The sequence below is a fragment of the Vibrio penaeicida genome, from assembly GCF_019977755.1.
In the GTDB taxonomy this organism is placed as follows: Bacteria; Pseudomonadota; Gammaproteobacteria; order Enterobacterales; family Vibrionaceae; genus Vibrio; species Vibrio penaeicida.
This window is the reverse complement of sequence record NZ_AP025144.1, coordinates 2,958,179-2,980,185: the sequence shown is the minus strand read 5'-3', so window position 1 is coordinate 2,980,185 and position 22,007 is coordinate 2,958,179. Positions and strand designations below refer to the sequence as shown.

Genomic DNA, 22,007 nt, shown 5'->3' with positions numbered 1-22,007 from the left:
ATCTGTGAATCAACCAGATAACTGAAATTTCCCACCGGATAAAAAATATTCAAATTTTTGCTAAAGGTTTCTTTTTCACTGCCGCTATAAAGCTGAATACCCTTATTTTGAGTGTGCAGGTTTATGGCCGTTACGGTTAATACAAATGTTTCAGCGATGGTCGCCCAGAGAAATCTCGGGGTGGCGACTCAGGCGTTGAACCAATCTTTGGAGCGGCTTGCTTCAGGGAGTCGTATTAACAGCGCAAAAGACGATGCTGCGGGTCTGCAAATTTCCAATCGATTGGAAACACAAATGCGTGGTTTGGATGTCGCGGTGCGCAATGCTAACGATGGCATCTCCATCATGCAAACCGCAGAAGGAGCGATGAAAGAAACCACGAATATTCTGCAACGAATGCGTGATTTGTCGCTGCAGTCTTCAAATGGTTCAAATAGCCGGGCAGAACGAATCGCTCTTCAAGAAGAGATGAGTGCGCTCAATGATGAGCTTAATCGGATAGCAGAAACTACGTCGTTTGGCGGCAAAAAACTCCTTAATGGAACCTATGGCACTTCCGCTTTCCAAATCGGAGCCAGTGCCGGTGAAGCGGTCAATGTGTCACTTAGTAATATGCGTTCAGATACCCTTGCCATGGGCGGAGCAAGTTACATGGCGGCCGGAAAAGCGGACTCAAGCTGGACGGTTAGTGCAGGGCAAAACGAGTTTAACCTTAGTTTTACCGACAAGGCAGGGGACCTCGTTAATATCAATGTTCAAGCAAAAGTTGGCGATGATATTGAAGAGCTGGCAACTTACATTAATGGGCAAACCGATCAAGTTTCGGCATCTGTTAATGAAGATGGGCAATTACAAATTTTTGCTTCGGCAGATGTCGTTGCAAGCCCCATTACCTTCAGTGGCAGCTTAGCTTCTCAATTAGCGATGTCTGGACCTGCTCTAGAAACGGTTGATGACCTCGATATTACAAACGTTGGTGGTGCTCAACGCGCGGTTTCAGTGATTGACACGGCGTTGGAATATGTGGATAGCCACCGTGCGCAATTGGGGGCTTTTCAAAATCGATTCGACCACGCCATCAGCAATTTAGATAACATTAATGAAAACCTCGCGTCTTCCAATAGCCGAATCAAAGATACCGACTTTGCTAAAGAGTCGGTCGAAATGATAAAGCAGCAAATGCTGCAGCAAGTCAGTACCACTATTCTTGCTCAAGCCAAACAAGCACCAAATATTGCTTTGACTCTTTTAGGGTAGTCCCAGTACCGAACGATAACATGCGCTAAGTTACAATTGAGAAAACTTCATCTCAAGAAAGTGCAGCAACGCTTGTGTTTTCTGAGACAAATATTTCTTAGATGGATACACACCATAAATCGGTCCCGGGGTTTCCACTTGGTAGTCCGGCAGCAACTTAATCAATTGACCTTTCTTCACAAACTCTTCGCCAAACGTTGTTGGCAAAACGCCCAGTCGATCTCCATGAATTAACGCTTCAGACAGCGGTCCAAAATCATTACTGAAAACACGATATCGCGTTGCGATGACCTCATTATGATTGCCCTTAAAAACACGCCAATCTCTAGCTAGATAAGGGATGGTGAGTGATTCCATTTGATTTAATTGAGATGGGTGCTTAGGCAGTTTATGTTTTTTAAGCCATGTAGGGCTCGCAAATATACTCATTTTGGTTTGGTAAAGTTTACGTGCAACCAAACTAGAGTCTTTGAGTGGTCCGGGTCGGATTGCGACGTCAATTTGATCGCTGAGTAAGTCGTCAAGTTTATTGCTGATACGATATTCAATATCAAGCTTTGGATGCAAAGCCTGAAATTCGGCAATCCATGATGAAAGGCGAAAATAGGATAGGAAAATAGGCGAAACTACGGTGAGCTTTCCACTTATCGAACTGCTTTGTTCCTGCAAAAAAGAGACGCTATCAATTAATCCTTGTACATGAGGGCTCGCTTGTTGATTCAATATACTGCCAGCTTCCGTTAAGGACGCGGAACGTGAGGTACGCTGAACCAAAGCGACACCCAATTCTTTTTCCAGTTCCGAAAGCCTTCGGCTTACTGTGCTGGTGGGCATGTTGAGTACTTGTGCCGCCGCACCAAAACTGCCTTTATCGGCGATAGCTTTAAGTACTTGTAAATCATTGAAATTAATCATTGTGGGTGTTTTCAAGGTAACCAGAATTATCATCCCGAAAATGGGATGCTGCTTTCAGTGTATCGTATTTAATTATCATTTTTGGGTCTATAACATGACGGGAAATTCATGAGAGGATTCAAACAATGACAATACGTTGCATTCTGATCGGTCTATTAAGTGCTTCATTTTTGCCAGCACAAGCCAGTGTGATAAATCAAACTTCTAACCCCGCGCCAAATCCTGTCAACTTTTCCCAATTTTCGACTAAGGGTAACGTGAACGTTGCTATCAGCATTATTGATTGTGGTCGAATTGAGGCGCGAAAGCCCACGATGTTTAACCCGAAAGCATCCAACGATAACCCTATAGAAATGGTGAACAGTTGTTATGTTATCTCTCATCCGAAAGGCAAGTTGTTTTGGGATGCGGGTATTAACGACAAATTTGTCGCACAGAAGGATGGCATTGAAGTGATGGATGGCGCATTTCATTTTTCTGTGCAGAAAACTCTCTCATCTCAATTGGAATTGCTAAACATTGATGCTAATGACATCGAACATCTCGCGTTGTCGCATCTTCATTGGGATCATTCCGGTAATGCTTATAAATTTTCAAATGCGCAATGGTTAATCCAAAAACCAGAATATGACATCGCTTTCGATCAAGAAAAATTTAAAAACTACGGCTTCAATCAGGATGATTACGCAAGCCTAAAACCCAATGCAAAAGTAATAGAGGGTGATCATCAAGTGTTTGGTGACGGGTCTGTTGTTCTTATCTCTGCATACGGGCATTCGCCAGGTCATCAAGTTTTGTATGTTGATCTGCCTGAATACGGCCCCATCATTTTGTCTGGTGACCTGTACCATACTCGTGAAAACCGCAGGTTACGCGCCATCCCTATTTTTAATCAGGTAAACCAAAGCAAACTTGCCTTTGAAAAGGTGGATAAAATTTTAGAAAGAACAGGTGCAGAGCTTTGGATTGGGCATGATGCAGAGGAGTTTTACGAGAAAAAACACGCGCCGTATTGGTACAAATAGCGCATATACCTAGGTAAATTGAGGTTACTTGGGTTTGTAATCTGGAACGTCGTTTTTTACAGGGTTAATAAGGCTACTTAGTAAGCATACTGCAAAGTTGTCCTGAATTTGAGAGGTTGGTTTTTATTGAATCTTTACTTAGTGAAAATAACAACCTCCTTCTTATACCTTTATATATAAGGGGTGCAAGGGAAAAAAGAAATTTGTATCGGCAAAGGGAATACTAACTTTAGAAGGAAATGACAAAATATATCGCGTTTGGTTTATTTGTAACCACTTAAGCTAAAAAATCCATTTTTTCTTAAAAAACGCCTCAAGGAAAAAAACTTTGTGTCGTTAACTGGTTCATCTTGAAAATACCCAAGTGACTTTCGATTCTGATTAATTAGGTCACTTAGGTATCAATCAACTTGGTTTTCCGAAGCTGAAGCTCGGAAAGCGCAGTATCGGAAAATCATTTGGAGCAGTAATCATGGGCATGACAGTAAACACCAACGTATCGGCGATGACAGCACAACGCCATCTTAATAACGCGGCAAGCGATCTCACGACATCAATGGAGCGCCTATCATCAGGCTTCAAAATCAACAGTGCGAAAGATGACGCTGCTGGTTTGCAAATCTCCAACCGTTTGAACGTTCAAAGCCGCGGTTTGGATGTCGCAGTTCGAAACGCTAATGATGGTATTTCTATTGCTCAAACTGCCGAAGGCGCGATGAATGAAACCACCAACATCCTTCAACGTATGCGTGATTTGTCTTTGCAATCAGCGAACGGTTCTAACTCTAAATCTGAACGCGTTGCCATTCAGGAAGAAGTAACGGCATTAAATGACGAACTGAACCGAATAGCCGAGACAACATCTTTTGGTGGTAACAAATTACTAAATGGTACTTACGGCACTAAATCGTTCCAAATCGGTGCTGATAACGGTGAAGCTGTCATGTTGACACTAAAAGACATGCGCAGCGATAACTCGCTGATGGGTGGCCAGAGCTATCAAGCGGCTAACGGCAAAGACAAAGATTGGACAGTATCCGCTGCTGCATCAGATTTGACGATTAACTTGACGGACAGCTTTGGTCAAGCTCAGGCGTTGACTATTAACGCTAAAGATGGCGATGACATTGAAGAATTAGCAACGTACATTAATGGTCAAACGGATTTAGTGAAAGCATCGGTTGGCGAAGAAGGTAATCTGCAAATTTTTGCTGGCAATAATAAAGTATCCAGTGACCTAACATTTGGTGGTGGGCTTGCTGGTGAACTTGCCATGGGACTGAAGCAAGATGTTACTGTTGATAGTATTGACGTGACCACCGTTTCTGGATCACAAGAATCTGTCGCCATCATTGATGCTGCACTTAAGTATGTGGATAGTCACCGTGCAGAATTAGGGGCATTCCAGAACCGCTTCGATCACGCTATCAGCAACTTAGATAACATCAATGAGAATGTGAACGCGTCGAAGAGCCGAATTAAAGATACGGATTTCGCATCTGAAACCACTATGATGACGAAGTCACAGATCTTACAACAGGCTTCAACTTCAATTCTTGCACAAGCCAAGCAAGCACCTAACGCTGCGATGAGCCTATTAGGTTAATTAGATACTTGGCTAACAAACCCTAAAGATCAGAGCGTGCTCTGATCTTTTTTATTATCCCAACCTCAATAATTGGCTGATGCGCAGGTTATTCAAGTGAGTTGTCTTTAAAGAAACGAGCCTTGAGAGCGTTTACGAATGGAAGCTGAGCTGATTTCGATATGATTTTTTTGTCTACTTCATTTGATTAGTATAAATAGCGAATCTATTGCCCTCGATTTTTACACCGTCCAATGTGATTTCTAGCTCTCAATGTATTGATTTTATTTCAGTTTGAAAATTCATCTATTAACAGATGAATTTTTGCTAAAGATCTTTTCAATTGAGCCGTTATAAAAAGCACGAGAGAGAAATACGCTTGGTTTTCCGCGACGGCGGAGACCGTAATATCGGAAAATCAATTGGAGAATACATCATGGGCATGACTGTAAACACCAACGTATCAGCAATGACAGCGCAGCGTCACTTAAACAACGCAACCAGTGACCTAAACCTATCCATGGAGCGCTTGTCTTCAGGTTTCAAAATCAACAGTGCAAAAGACGACGCAGCGGGTCTACAGATCTCAAACCGTTTGAATGTACAAAGCCGAGGCTTAGACGTAGCCGTGCGAAATGCCAACGACGGTATTTCCATTGCTCAAACCGCCGAAGGTGCGATGAATGAAACCACGAACATCCTTCAACGTATGCGTGACTTATCCCTTCAATCTGCCAACGGTTCGAACTCAAAATCTGAGCGTGTGGCGATCCAAGAAGAAGTCACCGCATTGAACGATGAGTTGAACCGTATCGCAGAAACCACCTCGTTCGGTGGTAACCGCCTACTTAACGGAACGTACGGCACAGCCGCATTCCAGATAGGTGCCGATAACGGTGAAGCGGTCATGCTTACTCTAAAAGACATGCGAAGCGACAACTCTCTAATGGGGGGTAACAGCTACCAAGCCGCGAATGGTAAAGACAAAGATTGGACGGTGCCAGACGCCGCAACGGATCTGACCATTTCACTGACCGACAGTTTTGGTGACGCTCAGGTGCTGAACATCAATGCCAAAGGTGGCGATGATATTGAAGAGCTGGCGACGTACATCAACGGTCAAACCGACTTAGTGAAAGCGTCGGTGGGTGAAGGCGGGACACTGCAAGTCTTCGCAGGGAACAACAAAGTGGTTGGCGACGTGACCTTCGGTGGTGCCCTGGCAGGGGAGCTGGCGATGGGAGCGGCAAACAGCGTAACAGTCGACACCATAGACGTGACAACAGTCGCGGGTGCACAAGAATCGGTAGCGATAGTGGATGCGGCGCTGAAATACGTAGACAGCCACCGAGCAGAGCTGGGTGCCTTCCAGAACCGATTTGGTCACGCGATCAGCAACTTAGATAACATCAATGAGAACGTGAATGCTTCGAAGAGCCGTATCAAAGATACCGACTTCTCATCAGAAACGACCTCAATGACGAAAGCTCAGATCTTACAACAAGCGTCAACATCAATATTGGCACAGGCGAAACAAGCGCCAAATGCTGCGATGAGTTTGCTTGGCTAATCAAATTTAAATCCAAAAAATATGACTTTAAAGGAGCTGTTCAGGCTCCTTTTTGTTTTTGTTGAGCTTAAAATTAAAAATGCATGTTTTTATTGAAATATCATGGTTTTTTTCTTTTTGTAATTGGTTGTTTTTATAGTTTGGGTAATTAATTTAAATAAAATGATTAAAATTACTAAAGTAATCGAATTTGTTGCCGTTAAATAAAGTACAGAGAGAGGAATGGGCTCCATTAGAGAGGGAACCCATAAATACACAACTTAATTTGGAGAATACATCATGGGCATGACTGTAAACACCAACGTATCAGCAATGACAGCGCAGCGTCACTTAAACAACGCAACCAGTGACCTAAACCTATCCATGGAGCGTTTGTCTTCAGGTTTCAAAATCAACAGTGCAAAAGACGACGCAGCAGGTCTACAGATCTCAAACCGTTTGAATGTGCAAAGCCGAGGCTTAGACGTAGCCGTGCGAAATGCCAACGACGGTATTTCCATTGCTCAAACCGCCGAAGGTGCGATGAATGAAACCACGAACATCCTTCAACGTATGCGTGACTTATCCCTTCAATCTGCCAACGGCTCGAACTCAAAATCTGAGCGTGTGGCGATCCAAGAAGAAGTCACCGCATTGAACGATGAGTTGAACCGTATCGCAGAAACCACCTCGTTCGGTGGTAACCGCCTACTTAACGGAACGTACGGCACAGCCGCATTCCAGATAGGTGCCGATAACGGTGAAGCGGTCATGCTTACCCTAAAAGACATGCGAAGCGACAACTCCCTAATGGGGGGGAACAGCTACCAAGCCGCGAATGGCAAAGACAAAGATTGGACGGTGCCAGACGCCGCAACGGATCTGACCATTTCATTGACCGACAGTTTTGGCGACGCTCAGGTGCTGAACATCAATGCCAAAGGTGGCGATGATATTGAAGAGCTGGCGACGTACATCAACGGTCAAACCGACTTAGTGAAAGCGTCGGTGGGTGAAGGCGGGACACTGCAAGTCTTCGCAGGGAACAACAAAGTGGTTGGCGACGTGACCTTCGGTGGTGCCCTGGCAGGGGAGCTGGCGATGGGAGCGGCAAACAGCGTCACAGTCGACACTATAGACGTGACAACAGTTGCGGGTGCACAAGAATCGGTCGCGATAGTGGATGCGGCACTGAAATACGTAGACAGCCACCGAGCAGAGCTGGGTGCCTTCCAGAACCGATTTGGTCACGCAATCAGCAACTTAGATAACATCAATGAGAACGTGAATGCTTCGAAGAGCCGTATCAAAGATACCGACTTCGCTTCAGAAACGACCTCAATGACGAAAGCTCAGATCTTACAACAAGCGTCAACATCGATATTGGCACAAGCGAAACAAGCGCCGAATGCAGCGATGAGCTTGCTGGGCTAGTCGACTCTCTCGCGGGGAGGAGCGCCTGCCCATGACGTTCCTTCCCGCCTCTCTTTCTTATGAGAGGCAGGGAGAAAACAATGGGTGTAACGATCACAGTGGACATTAATCGAAACAAATACATAGACCGTTTTGCTGTTCTGACTTCTTAGTCGAAACAGCAAAGCGAATCTGTAAATGAAGACAGATTTCCACCATTTAATATCAAATTAAGAACTCATGATGAATAAGGCAGTGTTTTTCGGCTTTCTGCCGATAATCTTGAGTGTTTTTCTTACTTTGTTGTTTGTTTTTGTGATTAGAATTTGATTTGTGCTTTTAGCGTTAATATTTTTAAGTTTTGTCTGTTTTTTAACTAAAGAATTTTAACGTTGAGCCGTTACATAAAGTACAGAGAGAGGAAAGAGACTTAGCAAATACGCAAGGCTCTTTAATTACAAACAATCAACTAATTTGGAGAATACATCATGGGCATGACTGTAAACACCAACGTATCAGCAATGACAGCGCAGCGTCACTTAAACAACGCAGCAAGTGACCTAAACCTATCCATGGAGCGCTTGTCTTCAGGTTTCAAAATCAACAGTGCAAAAGACGACGCAGCAGGTCTACAGATCTCAAACCGTTTGAATGTGCAAAGCCGAGGCTTAGACGTAGCCGTGCGAAATGCCAACGACGGTATTTCCATTGCTCAAACTGCCGAAGGTGCGATGAATGAAACCACGAACATCCTTCAACGTATGCGTGACTTATCCCTTCAATCAGCTAACGGCTCGAACTCAAAATCTGAGCGTGTGGCGATCCAAGAAGAAGTCACCGCATTGAACGATGAGTTGAACCGTATCGCAGAAACCACCTCGTTCGGTGGTAACCGCCTACTTAACGGAACGTACGGCACAGCCGCATTCCAGATAGGTGCCGATAACGGTGAAGCGGTCATGCTTACCTTAAAAGACATGCGAAGCGACAACTCTCTAATGGGGGGTAACAGCTACCAAGCCGCGAATGGTAAAGATAAAGATTGGACGGTGCCAGACGCCGCGACGGATCTGACCATTTCATTGACCGACAGTTTTGGCGACGCTCAGGTGCTGAACATCAATGCGAAAGGCGGCGATGATATTGAAGAGCTGGCGACGTACATCAACGGTCAAACCGACTTAGTGAAAGCGTCGGTGGGTGAAGGCGGGACACTGCAAGTCTTCGCAGGAAACAACAAAGTGGTTGGCGATGTGACCTTCGGTGGTGCCCTGGCAGGGGAGCTGGCGATGGGAACGGCAAACAGCGTCACAGTCGACACCATAGACGTGACAACAGTCGCGGGTGCACAAGAATCGGTCGCGATAGTGGATGCGGCACTGAAATACGTAGACAGCCACCGAGCAGAGCTGGGTGCCTTCCAGAACCGATTTGGTCACGCAATCAGCAACTTAGATAACATCAATGAGAACGTGAATGCTTCGAAGAGCCGTATCAAAGATACCGACTTCGCTTCAGAAACGACCTCAATGACGAAAGCTCAGATCTTACAACAAGCGTCAACATCGATATTGGCACAGGCGAAACAAGCGCCGAATGCTGCGATGAGCTTGCTGGGCTAATCGACTCTCTCGCGGGGAGGAGCGCCTGCCCATGACGTTCCTTCCCGCCTCTCTCTTTCAAGAGAGGTGGTGAGACAGGCCACGAGAAGCATTGAGAAAAAAATGGGTAGAAGAGCAACACAATCGGTTCCAAACCAATTGAAAACAACAACCTAAAGGCAAATGAGATCCCAAACGATCGAGATCTCGCGCGGCATAGACCAGTTTGCTGTTCTGATTGAACAGTCGTAACAGCAAAAAGGTTTAAAGCGATATTGAAGTTTTAAACGATATCGTTCTTAAAGTTCAAGCAACTCAATAAGGTGCTTGAAGACATTAAACAGAGACTAAGGAGACAGATACGATTAGCTAAACAATGCTCAGGCTGATTTGCTTTTTAATATAACGGGGAAGTGGGATGGATCTATCTGGACGCGATAAGCGAATCGAGATCGACGCATTCATGGTAACTGGATAATTAAACTGCGAACTATCAACCTAAAACGCAATAACTAGGTCACGAGGGAAAATATTGGCAGAGTGAAATGTACTGAAGAAACCTTATAGTTCATACATTTATACAACACTTGCTCATATCGAATTCGTTTCATTAGAAGTGATCTATCCAGGGGTTGGGTAGTGATTCAGAACCATAGAGTACGGGTGCCTCGTCAGTAATTTACTGGACGTTAGAGCATCGATGTATTCTCTGAATTTCTACAGTTATTCTTGGTACTAGTTCCTCTAATTTCTATTTGTTTAGGCGTATCTAAAACATTAGATTTCTGAATAGGTATTACATTATACCTATGCCTCTCTATATCTTCATACTGCCGTTCTGGTAGGGGTCTTTTGTATCTAAACCAAATTGGATTATATTGTATTTTTATACAATTATAACTTCATGTATTTAAAGATAAATTTTTTTAAAGTTTATTTAAATAAAGATTTCAGTGGTTTAGATGTGTTTTTGTGCCATTTCTTAAGATTTATTTCAAAAATAGCTAAAGAAAATAAATAGTAAGTCGATACATTTTATGACTTTGAGAGAACTAATTGGTTTTCCGAGACGTCGGAAACCGCCCTTAACGGAAAATCAATGGGAGAAACACCATGAGTATGACAGTAAACACTAACGTATCAGCGATGACAGCACAGCGTCACTTAGGCAACGCAGCAAGTGACATTAATACATCAATGGAACGTCTATCATCTGGTTACAAAATCAATAGCGCGAAAGATGATGCAGCGGGTCTGCAAATCTCCAACCGCTTAAATGTTCAAAGCCGCGGTTTGGATGTGGCAGTACGAAATGCTAACGATGGTATTTCTATTGCACAGACAGCTGAAGGTGCGATGAAAGAAACCACTAACATCCTGCAACGTATGCGTGACCTATCTTTGCAATCTGCTAACGGCTCGAACAGTAAAGACGACCGAGTAGCGATTCAGGAAGAAATCACTGCATTAGATGACGAACTTAACCGTATTGCTGAAACCACATCGTTCGGTGGTAACAAGCTTCTAAACGGTACCTTCGGCAACGCATCATTCCAGATTGGTGCAGACAGCGGTGAAGCAGTAATGCTGGGTCTTAAGAGTATGCGTTCTGACACAACCAATATGGGTGGTCAAAGCTACCAAGCAGCTAACGCTAAAGGTGCTGATTGGACTGTTGATGGCGCAGCTGCTGACCTAACTATTGCATTCACTGACAAAGATGGTGCTGCTCAGAACCTCACCATTAACGCGAAAGCAGGTGATGACATTGAAGAAGTAGCGACATTCATCAACGGTCAAACGGATGCAGTAAAAGCGTCGGTAGGTGATGACGGTGTACTTCAAGTCTTTGCAGACAACAACAAAGTAGACGGTGCAGTTACGTTTGGTGGTGGTCTAGGTGGTGAGTTAGCCATGGGAGCAGCACAAGCAACGACGGTAAGTGACATCGACGTAACCACAGTATCTGGTTCTCAGCAATCAGTAGCGGTAGTGGATGCAGCGCTTCAATATGTTGATAGCCACCGAGCTGAACTGGGTGCATTCCAGAACCGATTCGACCACGCTATCAGCAACTTAGATAACATCAACGAGAACGTGAACGCGTCTCAAAGCCGAATCAAAGACACAGACTTTGCGAAAGAAACAACAGCAATGACTAAGTCTCAGATTCTGCAACAAGCATCAACCTCGGTACTTGCTCAAGCAAAGCAATCTCCAAATTCAGCGTTAATGCTGTTGGGCTAGTACTCGAAGTTTAAGGGCGGTCTAGGTGGTTGATTGTGTTGCAACCACCTGGCACACCACAGGGATAACGACGGTTTACCGTTATTGCAATAAATCGTCAATCCCGTGCCCAAGCAAAAGTTTTGCTTAAAGTGGTTTTTCTACGGACTCAAAGATTTTCAGGAGCTTTCAGTGGCATTAACGGTTAACACCAACGTATCTGCAATGGCAACCAGACACCAATTAAAAGGTGTTATGAGCGATGCAAATACATCACTGGAACGCTTATCTTCAGGTACGAGAATCAACACAGCAAAAGATGACGCAGCTGGTCTGCAGATCTCAAATAGACTCCATGTACAAACTCGCGGGATAGATGTAGCAATTCGCAATGCAAATGATGGGTTGTCCATCGTTGAAACGGCTGAAGGTTCGTTAGACGAAGCAACCAATATCATGTTGAGAATGCGAGATTTATCCATTCAATCTGCCAACGGAAATAACAGCGATGACGATCGTCAGGCACTGCAACACGAAGTGTCCTCTCTCAATGACGAACTTAATCGAATTGCTGAAACAACCAGCTTTGGTGGTGAGAAACTGATTAACGGAACATATGGAACCAAATCGTTTCATATCGGACCTAACACTGACGCCATTATGGTATCACTGACGGACATGCGCACAGATAGTGAGCGTATGGGAGGAGACAGCTACGAAGCACAAAATGGAAAAGACAGCGACTGGATAGTTACCGACTCAAGCAACGAATTAAATATCCAGTTTCAGGATGTCGCAAACCAACCCGTTAATTTGCAAATTGTGGCTAAATCCGGTGACAACATCGAAGAGTTAGCGACATACATTAACGGACAAACGAACGAGATCAGTGCTTCAGTCAATGAAAATGGGAAACTACAACTGTTTGCACCTAATCATGATGTAAAATCTGATCTTACGTTTGGTGGCAGTCTTGCCTCAGAACTTGCACTATCGAAACAGGGTCAACTTACCGTCGATACTCTCAACATCAGTACGGTGGGCGGCGCACAGCAAGCAATCGCGGTGCTCGATGCGTCATTGACCTATGTCGATAGCCAGCGTGGCCAGCTGGGAGCAATTCATAATCGATTCGAAAGTGGTATCTCTAACCTAGGAAACATGAGCATTAATGTGAATGACTCCAAGGGGCAACTTAGAGATGCCGATTTCGCAAAAGAAGCCACTAGCCTGACAAAGTCGAAAATTTTGCAACAAGCTTCAAACGCGATCATCGCGCAAGCTAATCAAATGCCTTCAGCGGCGACAAACCTACTGCACTAATCAACAAACCTACTGCACTGATCAACAAACCTAGTGCACCGACAAAACAACCAGCCGCATAAATTTCCAAGCCTAAAGCGCAACCATCTCAAATGTGTTGAGTTTCGTTCTTCTTCTTTCCACCCTTCTTAACTCAGTATTGCTAGAACCCATAACTCTCTTATCTTTACAGGCGCTAGATAGAGAGAACCAGCACTTCTCCCGTAGACGCTCTCTGAGGCTTCTAGTGAATCGAAATGTATTTTATACATAACGCTAGTGCTTAAGATGTAATTCACCCTATAGCAAGCTTTGTAGGCGTTTTTTTAAGAATCTAAGAATACTAACGCTTGGCGTTTTTTCTACTGTCGAAATCTTTTTATTACGACATTGTGAGCTCTTAGTGAAATGACCTGTAATGCTAACTTACTGATCATCATGCGGTTATTGAGTTCCCTGCACTTTACTCCATAAAAACATAAAAAAAACGTGTTTTTCTCTAAAGAACTTAATGGATCCGCCGTTAAAAGGAATGCGAGAAATGAGATGGTTTAGCGAGGTGAGAGACGCGACGCCATCATCCTTAATGTCAAAGGAGATCTAATATGACAATATCAGTAAACACTAATGTGTCTGCTATGACGGCTCAGCGTAACCTGAATAACGCTGCTTCCGACATGAACAGATCAATGGAGCGTTTATCATCGGGATACCGTGTAAATAGCGCGAGAGATGATGCCGCTGGGTTACAAATATCGAATCGATTGGATTCACAAAGTCGCGGTTTAGACGTGGCAGTGCGAAATGCAAACGACGGGATATCGATAGCTCAAACGGCGGAAGGGGCGATGAAGGAAAGTACTAACATCCTTCAACGTATGAGAGACCTTGCACTTCAATCGTCTAACGGTTCCAACAGCCGCTCAGAGCGGATTGCGATTCAGGAAGAAGTGGGTGCTCTAAACGATGAGTTAAATCGTATTGCAGAAACGACTTCATTTGGTGGCAATAAGTTGCTGAACGGTACATATGGTACTCAATCTTTTCAGATAGGTGCCAGTTCCGGTGAAGCTGTATTGTTGAAAATGGGTAACGTCCGTTCCGACCATGAAAGCATGGCAGGAAAAAACTACACAGCTGCGAATGCGAAAGATGGCAACTGGGTAGTGGATAGCGGAGCTACTGACATGACCTTTGCGTTTACGGACACAGAGGGTAACGCGCAAAACATCACTATCAACGCTTTGGCCGGCGACGATATTGAAGAAGTTGCAACTTACATCAATGGTCAGCAGGATTACCTAAAAGCTTACGTAGGCGACAATGGTGAGTTGGGTGTGTTTGCCCACAACCAAAAAATAGATGGCGATGTGACGTTCAGCGGCGGGTTAGCTGGAGAACTGAGCATGGGAGCAAGCGCTGATGTTGCGGTTAATGATATTGACGTAACAACGGTTGCTGGTTCTCAACAAGCCGTGGCCGTCATTGACGGTGCACTAACAAGTGTCGACAGTAAGCGCGCAGAGCTTGGTGCATTCCAAAGCCGATTTGACCACGCTATCAGTAACTTAGATAGCATTAACGAAAACGTGAACGCATCGATGAGTCGTATACGCGACACTGATTTTGCAAAAGAGACCACTCAATTGACGAAGTCTCAGATCCTTGAGCAGGCGAGTACATCTATCCTCGCTCAAGCAAAACAGTCACCATCCGCGGCACTGAGTTTGTTAGGTTAAATCTGGTATACTTCTGTGTAAGAAGCGTGCATAAGGGCAACCTTTTGTAAGCTATCAAGGTGGAGGTGAGATCGTTATGGACATATCATCCTACACATCGATTTCCCAGCCTTCTTATGGTAGTGGCACAAAGATTGCTTCTACAGCTGAGGATGTATCCAGTGCTAATGCGCTAAAAAGAGCAGAGAATGAGGATCCGAAAGAAGCGATTCAAAACGATTCCGCACAATCATTCGCTGAAGAGCGTACTAAGATTAATGCAGATGAGTTAGAAAAGCGGATTGATGAAGTAAATGATTTTATTTCTTCACTCAATAAAGGATTATCGTTCAAATTCGATGACGAGTCTGGGAGACGAGTTGTCACTGTATTCGATGCGGATACTGGTGATATCATCAAACAGATACCGAGCGAAGAAATGCTCGAAATATTAAGGCGCCTAGCCGCCAATTCCTCCGGGTTAATCGTGGAAAAGGTGTAATAGGTTTGAAGGTGAGAGAATGAGTGTAAACCCAATGGGTGGAATGTCTGGTATGGACATCAACTCTATGGTGAGCAAAATTGTGGATTCGGAGCGGCTTCCAAAGCAGCAACGGATCGATAATGAGCGCACCAAAGTTGAGACCAATATCAGCGCCTATGGTCGACTCAGGGAATCACTGGATTCTATGAAAGCACTGATGGCTCAGTTTCGTCAGGATAAGGCTTTCGCCGTACGTTCGGTGGAGTCATCCGATGAAGAAGTAGTTTCAGCTACAGCCACAACGGACGCAATCGCAGGCAGATATGCCGTCGATGTGGTGCAGCTTGCTCAGAACCATAAGTTGGGTTCTAACATTGTGGGTGAGAAAACTCGCTATGGGGCTGGTGAGCTGCAGATCCGTTTAGGAAACAGGGATTTTACTGTTGAAGTAAAACAAAATGCCAAGCTCATTGATGTTGTTAAAGGCATCAATGCAGCTACCGGCAATCCTGGTGTTCGCGCTGCCATCATCAACGATGTTGATGGTCAGCGCATTATTTTAGCTTCAGAAAAAACGGGTGTAGAAAACCAAATCTACGTTTCAGCTAACTCTGCTGACCCAAACAACCCCTTGGAAGCGCTTGAATACAAAACGCTAGAAGACAGGATGAAAGACCTGGAAGAAGCGCAAGCGGCACTCCTCAAATTACAAACTTCGCCAGTTTTAACTGCAGATGGGCAAGATGTTGCCGTTCTGGAGAACAAATATTCACCAAAGGAAATCGAAGAAGCCCTCGAAGGCAAACCGATCAATCCCGACGGTGCACTGCCTGTCTATGTCGTCAACCTACCGGGAATCGAAGAGCCGGTCATCATTGATGGCGTAGAGCAAAAGCCGCCTAAGCCGGAAGACACTATTCCCGGCTTCTCTGAAGCGGCGTCAGGGACACTACTTAGCTCTTACGAGCCCGGAACAGACGGGTTGGACGACAAAGCACGAGAGAAGTCGTCCGATATTCCTGGTTGGTCGCCAACAGCGTCAGGGACACTCACGGACTCCTATGTCACGGTGAAAGAACGTGACGCCATGCTGATGGAAAATGCGAAAGCTCAGCATGATAAAGACATCAAAGATGCACTAGCAAGAATTGAAGCTGCCCAAAAAGCGTTTGATGGCTACGGCGGTATGAATGAATTGCAAGAAGGTCAAGATTCTCTCGTAATCTTGGATGGCATTGCGCAAGTCAGTAGCGACAATAATGTTATCGAAAACGCGATTGATGGCGTAGATCTGACGCTAAAAGGCGTGTCAGACTCCAAGAAACAAACTGAAATCGGAATAGACTACGACAGAGAGCGCGTTAGAAACGACATCCTGACATTTGTTGATTCATACAATCAGTTCTATAAGCTCAGTAAAGAACTTTCGGGGGCTGACCCTGCCTCTGGTGTCGCTGGTCCTCTTTCTGGTGACAGTATTGTCCGTGGTGCTGAGTCGCGTTTAAAAACAGTGTTTACCACCGCGATTAAAGACGCACCAGAAGATATTCGAACCCTAACAGAGTTTGGTATTACAACAACACGTCAAGGTACACTTGAAGTGAACTACGACATGCTTGATCGCCAACTCAATAAAAACTTTACTAAGCTTGGAGAGTTTTTTGGTGGGAATGATGGCTTTGCAAAAAAAGTAGAAGACGCCATACATTCGATGACGGGTGTCACTGGTTCTATAAGTACTCGAGAGAAGAGCTTGTATGAGCAGAACTACCGTCTAAACGATCAGCAGGTTAATTTAGATCGTCGAATGGACAGCCTTGAACAAAGAACACATGATAAGTTTTCTGCTATGCAGGAAGCCACGAGTAAGATGCAGGCACAACTTTCTGGCATGATGAATGCATTTGGTTAATGTATGTCCAATATATTGACAGACCTAAGCGATCTGGATCAGCAGCTTCTATCTTTTTTGGAAAAAGATGAAATAATTGCTGAAGAAATTGTTGCTGTGGTCGATAAAAGAGAACAGTTGTTGCAAAGTGCTTTGCAAGAGTTTGAAAAATCGCCTGACCTCGTCAATAAAGAAGAGTGGCAACAAGCAGTGGAAAGAACACAGAAAATTGTGTTACTGATGCAGGCGAATACCAATAAAATTGCTGATCACTTGAAAAAGTACCGACACGGAAACAAGTCTGTTCAGCTTTATAAGAAGTTTCTATAAGAGAGGATTACCATGCGAGGTTCTTTACAGGCTTACAAAAAGGTTTCAGTAGACAGTCAACTGTCTGCGGCCTCTCCGCATAAGATTATTCAAATGCTGATGGCTGGTGCAATTGAGCGCCTGATTCAAGGTAAGGCTGCAATGCAGCAGGGAAATATAGCAACAAAAGGTGAGCGTTTAGGTAAAGCGCTAGACATTGTTATCGCATTAAGATCTTGCTTGTCTATGGATGACGGTGGTGATATTGCTAAAAACCTAGACCAGCTTTACGAGTTCATGATTACGCAAATCACTGTGGCGAATCAGAGTAATGAACCAAAGCCGATCGACGACGTGGTTGATATCATTCGTGAGATCAAATCAGCGTGGGATCAGATTCCAGCAGAGTTCCATAACTTAACCTCTGCAGAATTAGGCCAGTAATCACGGATTTAGGATGTTTTAGAACAAAACTCACATCCGCAAAGTGCTTGGTTGCCTTATTTTTTTTATCGCATAGAATAGAGTCATTATTAGAGCCTACTCTTTTAATGGCTTTTTTGTTTTTGCTGCGCTCTTAATGCCCATGAATTTGCACACTTTATTCGTAAATGAAACAAAGTTGCAGGGCTTAGGTATGTACGATAATGATTAAAATCTAAAGGCAAACACTTATTTCTATGCAAGGCTTGGCACAATTGTTGGTTATTGAAGATGATCAGCAGGTTAAACATAATTTAAGCATAATTCTTGAGTTCATCGGTGAACACTGTGAAGTTATCAGTACCGATGAAATCGACAGCATTGATTGGACCGCGACATGGGCTGGATGCATTTTAGGCTCCATAAACCATAAATCGCAGACAGCACCTCTTACTAAGATACTGAAACAATCCAACCATATTCCACTTCTAACACTAAGCAGTAACACCATTTCTGTGGACGATTTTCCACATTATGTTGGTGAGCTTGAACAGCCTTTGAATTACCCTCAGCTCAGTGATGCGTTGCGACATTGCCAAGAATTTCTTGGACGCAAAGGGGGACCGCTTCCGTCTGCCAGCCGAAAAAATACGCTTTTCAGAAGTTTGGTTGGTCAAAGTCAAGGCATACGAGATGTGCGCCATTTGATTGAACAAGTGTCTGCAACCGAAGCCAATGTACTTATTCTTGGCGAGTCTGGTACGGGTAAAGAAGTGGTGGCGAGAAACATCCACTATCACTCGCCGCGTCGAAACGGTCCATTTGTTCCTATTAACTGTGGCGCAATTCCACCTGAACTTTTGGAAAGTGAACTGTTTGGTCATGAGAAAGGCGCGTTTACGGGGGCAATCACTGCACGTAAAGGGCGTTTTGAGCTAGCCGAGGGCGGCACACTTTTCCTTGATGAAATTGGCGATATGCCAATGCCAATGCAGGTGAAATTGTTAAGAGTACTTCAAGAGCGCAATTCCGAGCGAGTTGGCGGTAACAATACAATCAAAGCGGATGTTCGAGTTGTTGCGGCGACGCACCGTAATCTTGAAAAAATGATTGAAGCTGAAAAGTTCCGTGAAGACTTATTCTATCGATTGAATGTTTTTCCTATCGATATGCCTGCTCTGAAGGATCGCAAAGAAGACATTCCACTGTTGTTAAAAGAATTGCTAACCAGAATGGAAGCGGAAGGTGGCATGCCGATATGCTTCACTCCACGAGCTATTAACTCAATGATGGAACATGACTGGCCTGGTAATGTCCGTGAGCTTGCCAATCTCGTTGAGCGCATGGTTATTCTTTTTCCAAACAGCTTGGTGGACGTTAATCATCTGCCCACCAAATATCGCTACAGCGACATTCCAGAGTTTCAACCGGAGAATCTTGGTTCAAGCCAATCCATTGAAGAACAGGAGCGTGATGCACTTTCTGACATCTTTTCGGAAGATTTCAATTTTGAAGAAAGCGCTCTCGATATGGAAGAAAACGCCAACAGTCCTCAGGAATTACCCCCAGAAGGCGTTAACTTGAAAGAGCTTTTGGCAGACGTTGAAGTGAATATGATCAGCCAAGCGCTAGAAGCTCAAGGTGGTGTCGTTGCGCGAGCTGCGGACATGCTAGGAATGCGCCGTACAACCCTTGTTGAGAAAATGCGTAAGTATAATCTCAACCGATAAGCGCGTTTTTGTCAATCAATTGACACTGACAATATAATTTAAACTTTTGATTTTTAACGACAAATAGCCTGGCATGCATTATGCATTACAGGCTATTGTTGTTTTTAGTCGGAAACCTGTCATGACACCATCAGAAATTCAAGAAAGTACCTCAGCACTTGGATCCTTAGAAGATCAGGTTGCGCGTTACAAACAAGTTTTGGATGTGATGCCAGCTGGGGTTATTTTACTTGATACACAAGGCAGTGTTTACGAAGCGAACCCTGAAGCAGAAAGGTTGCTTGAAGTTCCTCTGGTCGGTCAGAAGTGGTTTGAAATTATTCAGGCCGCATTCGCACCTCGAGAAGATGATGGCCATGAAATTTCGCTCCGAAATGGTCGTAAGGTACGTCTCGCTATTTCTGCATCTCAAACTGGACAGCTTATTTTGATCACGGATTTAACCGAAACTCGGTTATTACAAGCTCGTGTTGGTGATCTACAGCGATTGTCTTCATTAGGGCGAATGGTCGCATCTCTAGCGCACCAAGTACGCACGCCCCTTTCTAGCGCCATGCTTTATGCTTCCAATTTAGGTGCGCCAAATCTACCGGCTCCCACGCGTGAACGCTTTCAAACCAAATTGGTCGACCGATTACACGATCTCGAAAAGCAAGTGAACGACATGCTGTTGTTTGCCAAAGGTGGAGACAACAAGGTCGTTAAGCCATTTACAGCTGAAGATTTGCGAACCGAATTTCAACCCATGGTGGAAACCGCAATCAAAACCAGTTCGATTGATTACCATCTCGAATTGGAAAACCCTGATGCAATGTTGATGGGTAACGCAAATGCAGTGGCTTCGGCGCTCAGCAATCTTGTGATCAACGCAATCCAAATTTCAGGAAAAGGGGCACAAATAGATGTCTATTTCCGAGTAGTAAATAACGAATTAAAAATTTCGATTCAGGATAGCGGCCCTGGTGTCCCACCTGAATTACAGCAAAAAATTATGGAACCTTTCTTTACCACCCGATCTCAAGGTACAGGGTTAGGGCTCGCCGTTGTTCAAATGGTTTGCCGCGCCCATGAAGGAAGGTTAGAACTGATTTCAGAGCCGGGAGACGGTGCTTGTTTCACTGTCTGTCTGCCCCTTGCAACGACAAACTCTGGAGAAGAATGATGGCTCAAAGTAAAGTATTAATAGTTGAAGATGATGAAGGTCTACGTGAAGCTCTTGTCGACACCCTTGCTTTAGCAGGTTACGAGTGGGTTGAAGCAGATTGCGCTGAACAAGCTTTGATTATTCTGAAGTCAGAAGAAGTCGATATCGTTATTTCAGATGTTCAAATGGCAGGAATGGGTGGGCTTGCGCTGCTTAGGAATATTAAACAGCATTGGCCAAACTTGCCTGTATTGTTGATGACGGCGTACGCCAATATTGAAGATGCAGTTGCAGCAATGAAAGAAGGGGCCATTGACTACATGGCTAAACCATTTGCGCCAGAAGTGTTGCTCAACATGGTAAGCCGTTACGCCCCAGTAAAAAGTGATGATGAAGGTGATGCCGTCGTTGCTGATGAGAAGAGCCTAAAATTGCTTGCCCTTGCGGATAAGGTAGCGAGAACAGACGCAAACGTCATGGTGCTCGGACCAAGTGGTTCAGGTAAAGAAGTGATGTCTCGATACATACACAATGCATCTCAGCGAAGTGATGGCCCTTTTGTTGCTATCAACTGTGCCGCTATTCCCGATAACATGCTGGAAGCCACACTGTTTGGGTACGAGAAAGGGGCGTTTACCGGTGCCGTTCAGGCATGCCCAGGGAAATTTGAACAAGCGCAAGGCGGTACCATTTTGCTAGATGAAATCAGTGAAATGGACTTGAATCTACAGGCTAAACTGCTCCGTGTTTTACAGGAACGGGAGGTTGAACGTTTAGGTAGCCGTAAAAGTATTAAACTGGATGTACGTGTGTTAGCAACCAGTAACCGTGATTTGAAACAATACGTAGCTCAAGGCAATTTCCGAGAAGATTTGTATTACCGCTTGAATGTATTCCCAATTGCTTGGCCACCACTGTGCCAGCGTCAGGGGGATATTGAGCCGCTCGCCAAACATTTGGCGGAGCGCCATTGTAAAAAATTAGGCATGCCGGTTCCTAACGTTTCTGCTACTGCTTTGCAAAAATTAGTTTCGTACCCTTGGCCTGGTAATGTTCGTGAGCTCGATAACGTTATCCAGCGAGCATTAATATTAAGCGAACAAGGCGATATCGGGTCCGACCATATCCTACTTGAAGGTGTTGATTGGGAAGATGCGAACAGCTTGCAAGCCGTTGTTGAATCGGGTGATGTGGCCATACCTTCCGTTAAACCTATTGCTGAACCCGATAATGAGATCACAAAAACCATGGGAGCTTCTGCTGATGGTCTAGGTTCTGAGCTAAGAGAGCAGGAATACGCTATTATTTTGGATACTTTGGCAGAATGTAACGGGCGCAGAAAAGAAATGGCAGAAAAGCTAGGTATCAGCCCAAGAACCTTGCGCTACAAGTTAGCAAAAATGCGTGATTCAGGTATTGATATCCCTAACTGATA

The 22,007-nt window shown here is 44.5% G+C and carries 17 protein-coding genes; 16 read left to right on the top strand and 1 reads right to left on the bottom strand.

The genetic code is table 11. The features are described 5' to 3' along the window. The first annotated feature begins 123 nt into the window (after nucleotides 1–123). A complete protein-coding gene (locus LDO37_RS13285; RefSeq protein WP_101112871.1) occupies nucleotides 124–1,257 on the top strand; it encodes a flagellin in 1,134 nt (377 codons plus the stop codon). A 30-nt stretch (nucleotides 1,258–1,287) separates the two neighbouring features. On the opposite strand, the gene LDO37_RS13280 is transcribed toward LDO37_RS13285, so the two are convergent. Beyond that, entirely contained in the window at nucleotides 1,288–2,172 is an 885-nt protein-coding gene (locus tag LDO37_RS13280; protein ID WP_126608714.1) for a LysR family transcriptional regulator, read from the bottom strand. Between the two features lie 125 nt (nucleotides 2,173–2,297). On the opposite strand from LDO37_RS13280, the gene LDO37_RS13275 reads away from it, so the two are divergent. The 15 genes from LDO37_RS13275 to LDO37_RS13205 all read left to right on the top strand — a co-directional run bounded on the left by LDO37_RS13275 (nucleotide 2,298) and on the right by LDO37_RS13205 (nucleotide 22,005). Then, complete coding sequence (locus tag LDO37_RS13275; protein ID WP_126608713.1) at nucleotides 2,298–3,197, top strand: N-acyl homoserine lactonase family protein; 900 nt, start codon at nucleotides 2,298–2,300, stop codon at nucleotides 3,195–3,197. 472 nt (nucleotides 3,198–3,669) lie between these two features. After that, on the top strand, nucleotides 3,670–4,803 hold the full coding sequence (locus tag LDO37_RS13270; RefSeq protein WP_126608712.1) for a flagellin: 1,134 nt from the start codon (nucleotides 3,670–3,672) through the stop codon (nucleotides 4,801–4,803). A gap of 415 nt (nucleotides 4,804–5,218) precedes the next feature. Further along, complete coding sequence (locus LDO37_RS13265) at nucleotides 5,219–6,352, top strand: flagellin (RefSeq protein WP_126608746.1); 1,134 nt, start codon at nucleotides 5,219–5,221, stop codon at nucleotides 6,350–6,352. 279 nt (nucleotides 6,353–6,631) lie between these two features. Beyond that, the gene (locus LDO37_RS13260; protein ID WP_224055235.1) at nucleotides 6,632–7,765 is read left to right on the top strand and encodes a flagellin; all 1,134 of its coding nucleotides are present in this window, start codon (nucleotides 6,632–6,634) and stop codon (nucleotides 7,763–7,765) included. 467 nt (nucleotides 7,766–8,232) lie between these two features. Further along, complete coding sequence (locus tag LDO37_RS13255; RefSeq protein WP_224055234.1) at nucleotides 8,233–9,366, top strand: flagellin; 1,134 nt, start codon at nucleotides 8,233–8,235, stop codon at nucleotides 9,364–9,366. Between the two features lie 1,092 nt (nucleotides 9,367–10,458). Continuing rightward, nucleotides 10,459–11,592, top strand: coding sequence for a flagellin (locus LDO37_RS13250; RefSeq protein ID WP_126609867.1), 1,134 nt, complete (start codon nucleotides 10,459–10,461; stop codon nucleotides 11,590–11,592). Between the two features lie 171 nt (nucleotides 11,593–11,763). Continuing rightward, entirely contained in the window at nucleotides 11,764–12,894 is a 1,131-nt protein-coding gene (locus tag LDO37_RS13245) for a flagellin (RefSeq protein ID WP_126609868.1), read from the top strand. Between the two features lie 584 nt (nucleotides 12,895–13,478). Continuing rightward, the gene (locus tag LDO37_RS13240; protein ID WP_126609869.1) at nucleotides 13,479–14,612 is read left to right on the top strand and encodes a flagellin; all 1,134 of its coding nucleotides are present in this window, start codon (nucleotides 13,479–13,481) and stop codon (nucleotides 14,610–14,612) included. Nucleotides 14,613–14,688: 76 nt separating this feature from the next. Next, nucleotides 14,689–15,093: a flagellar protein FlaG gene (locus LDO37_RS13235; protein ID WP_101112852.1), complete on the top strand. Its 405-nt coding sequence runs from the start codon at nucleotides 14,689–14,691 to the stop codon at nucleotides 15,091–15,093. 19 nt (nucleotides 15,094–15,112) lie between these two features. Further along, nucleotides 15,113–16,987 (top strand): flagellar filament capping protein FliD, encoded by a 1,875-nt coding sequence (gene fliD / locus LDO37_RS13230; RefSeq protein ID WP_126609870.1) that lies wholly within the window; start codon nucleotides 15,113–15,115, stop codon nucleotides 16,985–16,987. Between the two features lie 3 nt (nucleotides 16,988–16,990). Beyond that, the gene (locus tag LDO37_RS13225; RefSeq protein WP_101112849.1) at nucleotides 16,991–17,296 is read left to right on the top strand and encodes a flagellar protein FliT; all 306 of its coding nucleotides are present in this window, start codon (nucleotides 16,991–16,993) and stop codon (nucleotides 17,294–17,296) included. A 12-nt stretch (nucleotides 17,297–17,308) separates the two neighbouring features. Beyond that, nucleotides 17,309–17,719, top strand: coding sequence for a flagellar export chaperone FliS (fliS, locus tag LDO37_RS13220; RefSeq protein ID WP_101112847.1), 411 nt, complete (start codon nucleotides 17,309–17,311; stop codon nucleotides 17,717–17,719). 236 nt (nucleotides 17,720–17,955) lie between these two features. Next, nucleotides 17,956–19,428 (top strand): sigma-54 dependent transcriptional regulator, encoded by a 1,473-nt coding sequence (locus tag LDO37_RS13215; RefSeq protein WP_224056031.1) that lies wholly within the window; start codon nucleotides 17,956–17,958, stop codon nucleotides 19,426–19,428. 121 nt (nucleotides 19,429–19,549) lie between these two features. After that, nucleotides 19,550–20,590, top strand: coding sequence for a sensor histidine kinase (locus LDO37_RS13210; RefSeq protein ID WP_126608652.1), 1,041 nt, complete (start codon nucleotides 19,550–19,552; stop codon nucleotides 20,588–20,590). Further along, nucleotides 20,590–22,005: a sigma-54-dependent transcriptional regulator gene (locus tag LDO37_RS13205; RefSeq protein WP_101112841.1), complete on the top strand. Its 1,416-nt coding sequence runs from the start codon at nucleotides 20,590–20,592 to the stop codon at nucleotides 22,003–22,005. The genes LDO37_RS13210 and LDO37_RS13205 overlap by 1 nt, the downstream gene beginning before the upstream one ends. Nucleotides 22,006–22,007 lie beyond the last annotated feature (2 nt).

Coding starts and splice junctions, on each gene's coding strand:
- LDO37_RS13275 (WP_126608713.1), top strand. CDS start 2,298: ATGACAATACGTTGCATTCTGATCGGTCTATTAAGTGCTTCATTTTTG.
- LDO37_RS13265 (WP_126608746.1), top strand. CDS start 5,219: ATGGGCATGACTGTAAACACCAACGTATCAGCAATGACAGCGCAGCGT.
- LDO37_RS13240 (WP_126609869.1), top strand. CDS start 13,479: ATGACAATATCAGTAAACACTAATGTGTCTGCTATGACGGCTCAGCGT.
- fliD (WP_126609870.1), top strand. CDS start 15,113: ATGAGTGTAAACCCAATGGGTGGAATGTCTGGTATGGACATCAACTCT.
- LDO37_RS13225 (WP_101112849.1), top strand. CDS start 16,991: ATGTCCAATATATTGACAGACCTAAGCGATCTGGATCAGCAGCTTCTA.
- LDO37_RS13235 (WP_101112852.1), top strand. CDS start 14,689: ATGGACATATCATCCTACACATCGATTTCCCAGCCTTCTTATGGTAGT.
- LDO37_RS13215 (WP_224056031.1), top strand. CDS start 17,956: ATGCAAGGCTTGGCACAATTGTTGGTTATTGAAGATGATCAGCAGGTT.
- LDO37_RS13255 (WP_224055234.1), top strand. CDS start 8,233: ATGGGCATGACTGTAAACACCAACGTATCAGCAATGACAGCGCAGCGT.
- fliS (WP_101112847.1), top strand. CDS start 17,309: ATGCGAGGTTCTTTACAGGCTTACAAAAAGGTTTCAGTAGACAGTCAA.
- LDO37_RS13205 (WP_101112841.1), top strand. CDS start 20,590: ATGGCTCAAAGTAAAGTATTAATAGTTGAAGATGATGAAGGTCTACGT.
- LDO37_RS13270 (WP_126608712.1), top strand. CDS start 3,670: ATGGGCATGACAGTAAACACCAACGTATCGGCGATGACAGCACAACGC.
- LDO37_RS13250 (WP_126609867.1), top strand. CDS start 10,459: ATGAGTATGACAGTAAACACTAACGTATCAGCGATGACAGCACAGCGT.
- LDO37_RS13210 (WP_126608652.1), top strand. CDS start 19,550: ATGACACCATCAGAAATTCAAGAAAGTACCTCAGCACTTGGATCCTTA.
- LDO37_RS13260 (WP_224055235.1), top strand. CDS start 6,632: ATGGGCATGACTGTAAACACCAACGTATCAGCAATGACAGCGCAGCGT.
- LDO37_RS13280 (WP_126608714.1), bottom strand. CDS start 2,172: ATGATTAATTTCAATGATTTACAAGTACTTAAAGCTATCGCCGATAAA.
- LDO37_RS13285 (WP_101112871.1), top strand. CDS start 124: ATGGCCGTTACGGTTAATACAAATGTTTCAGCGATGGTCGCCCAGAGA.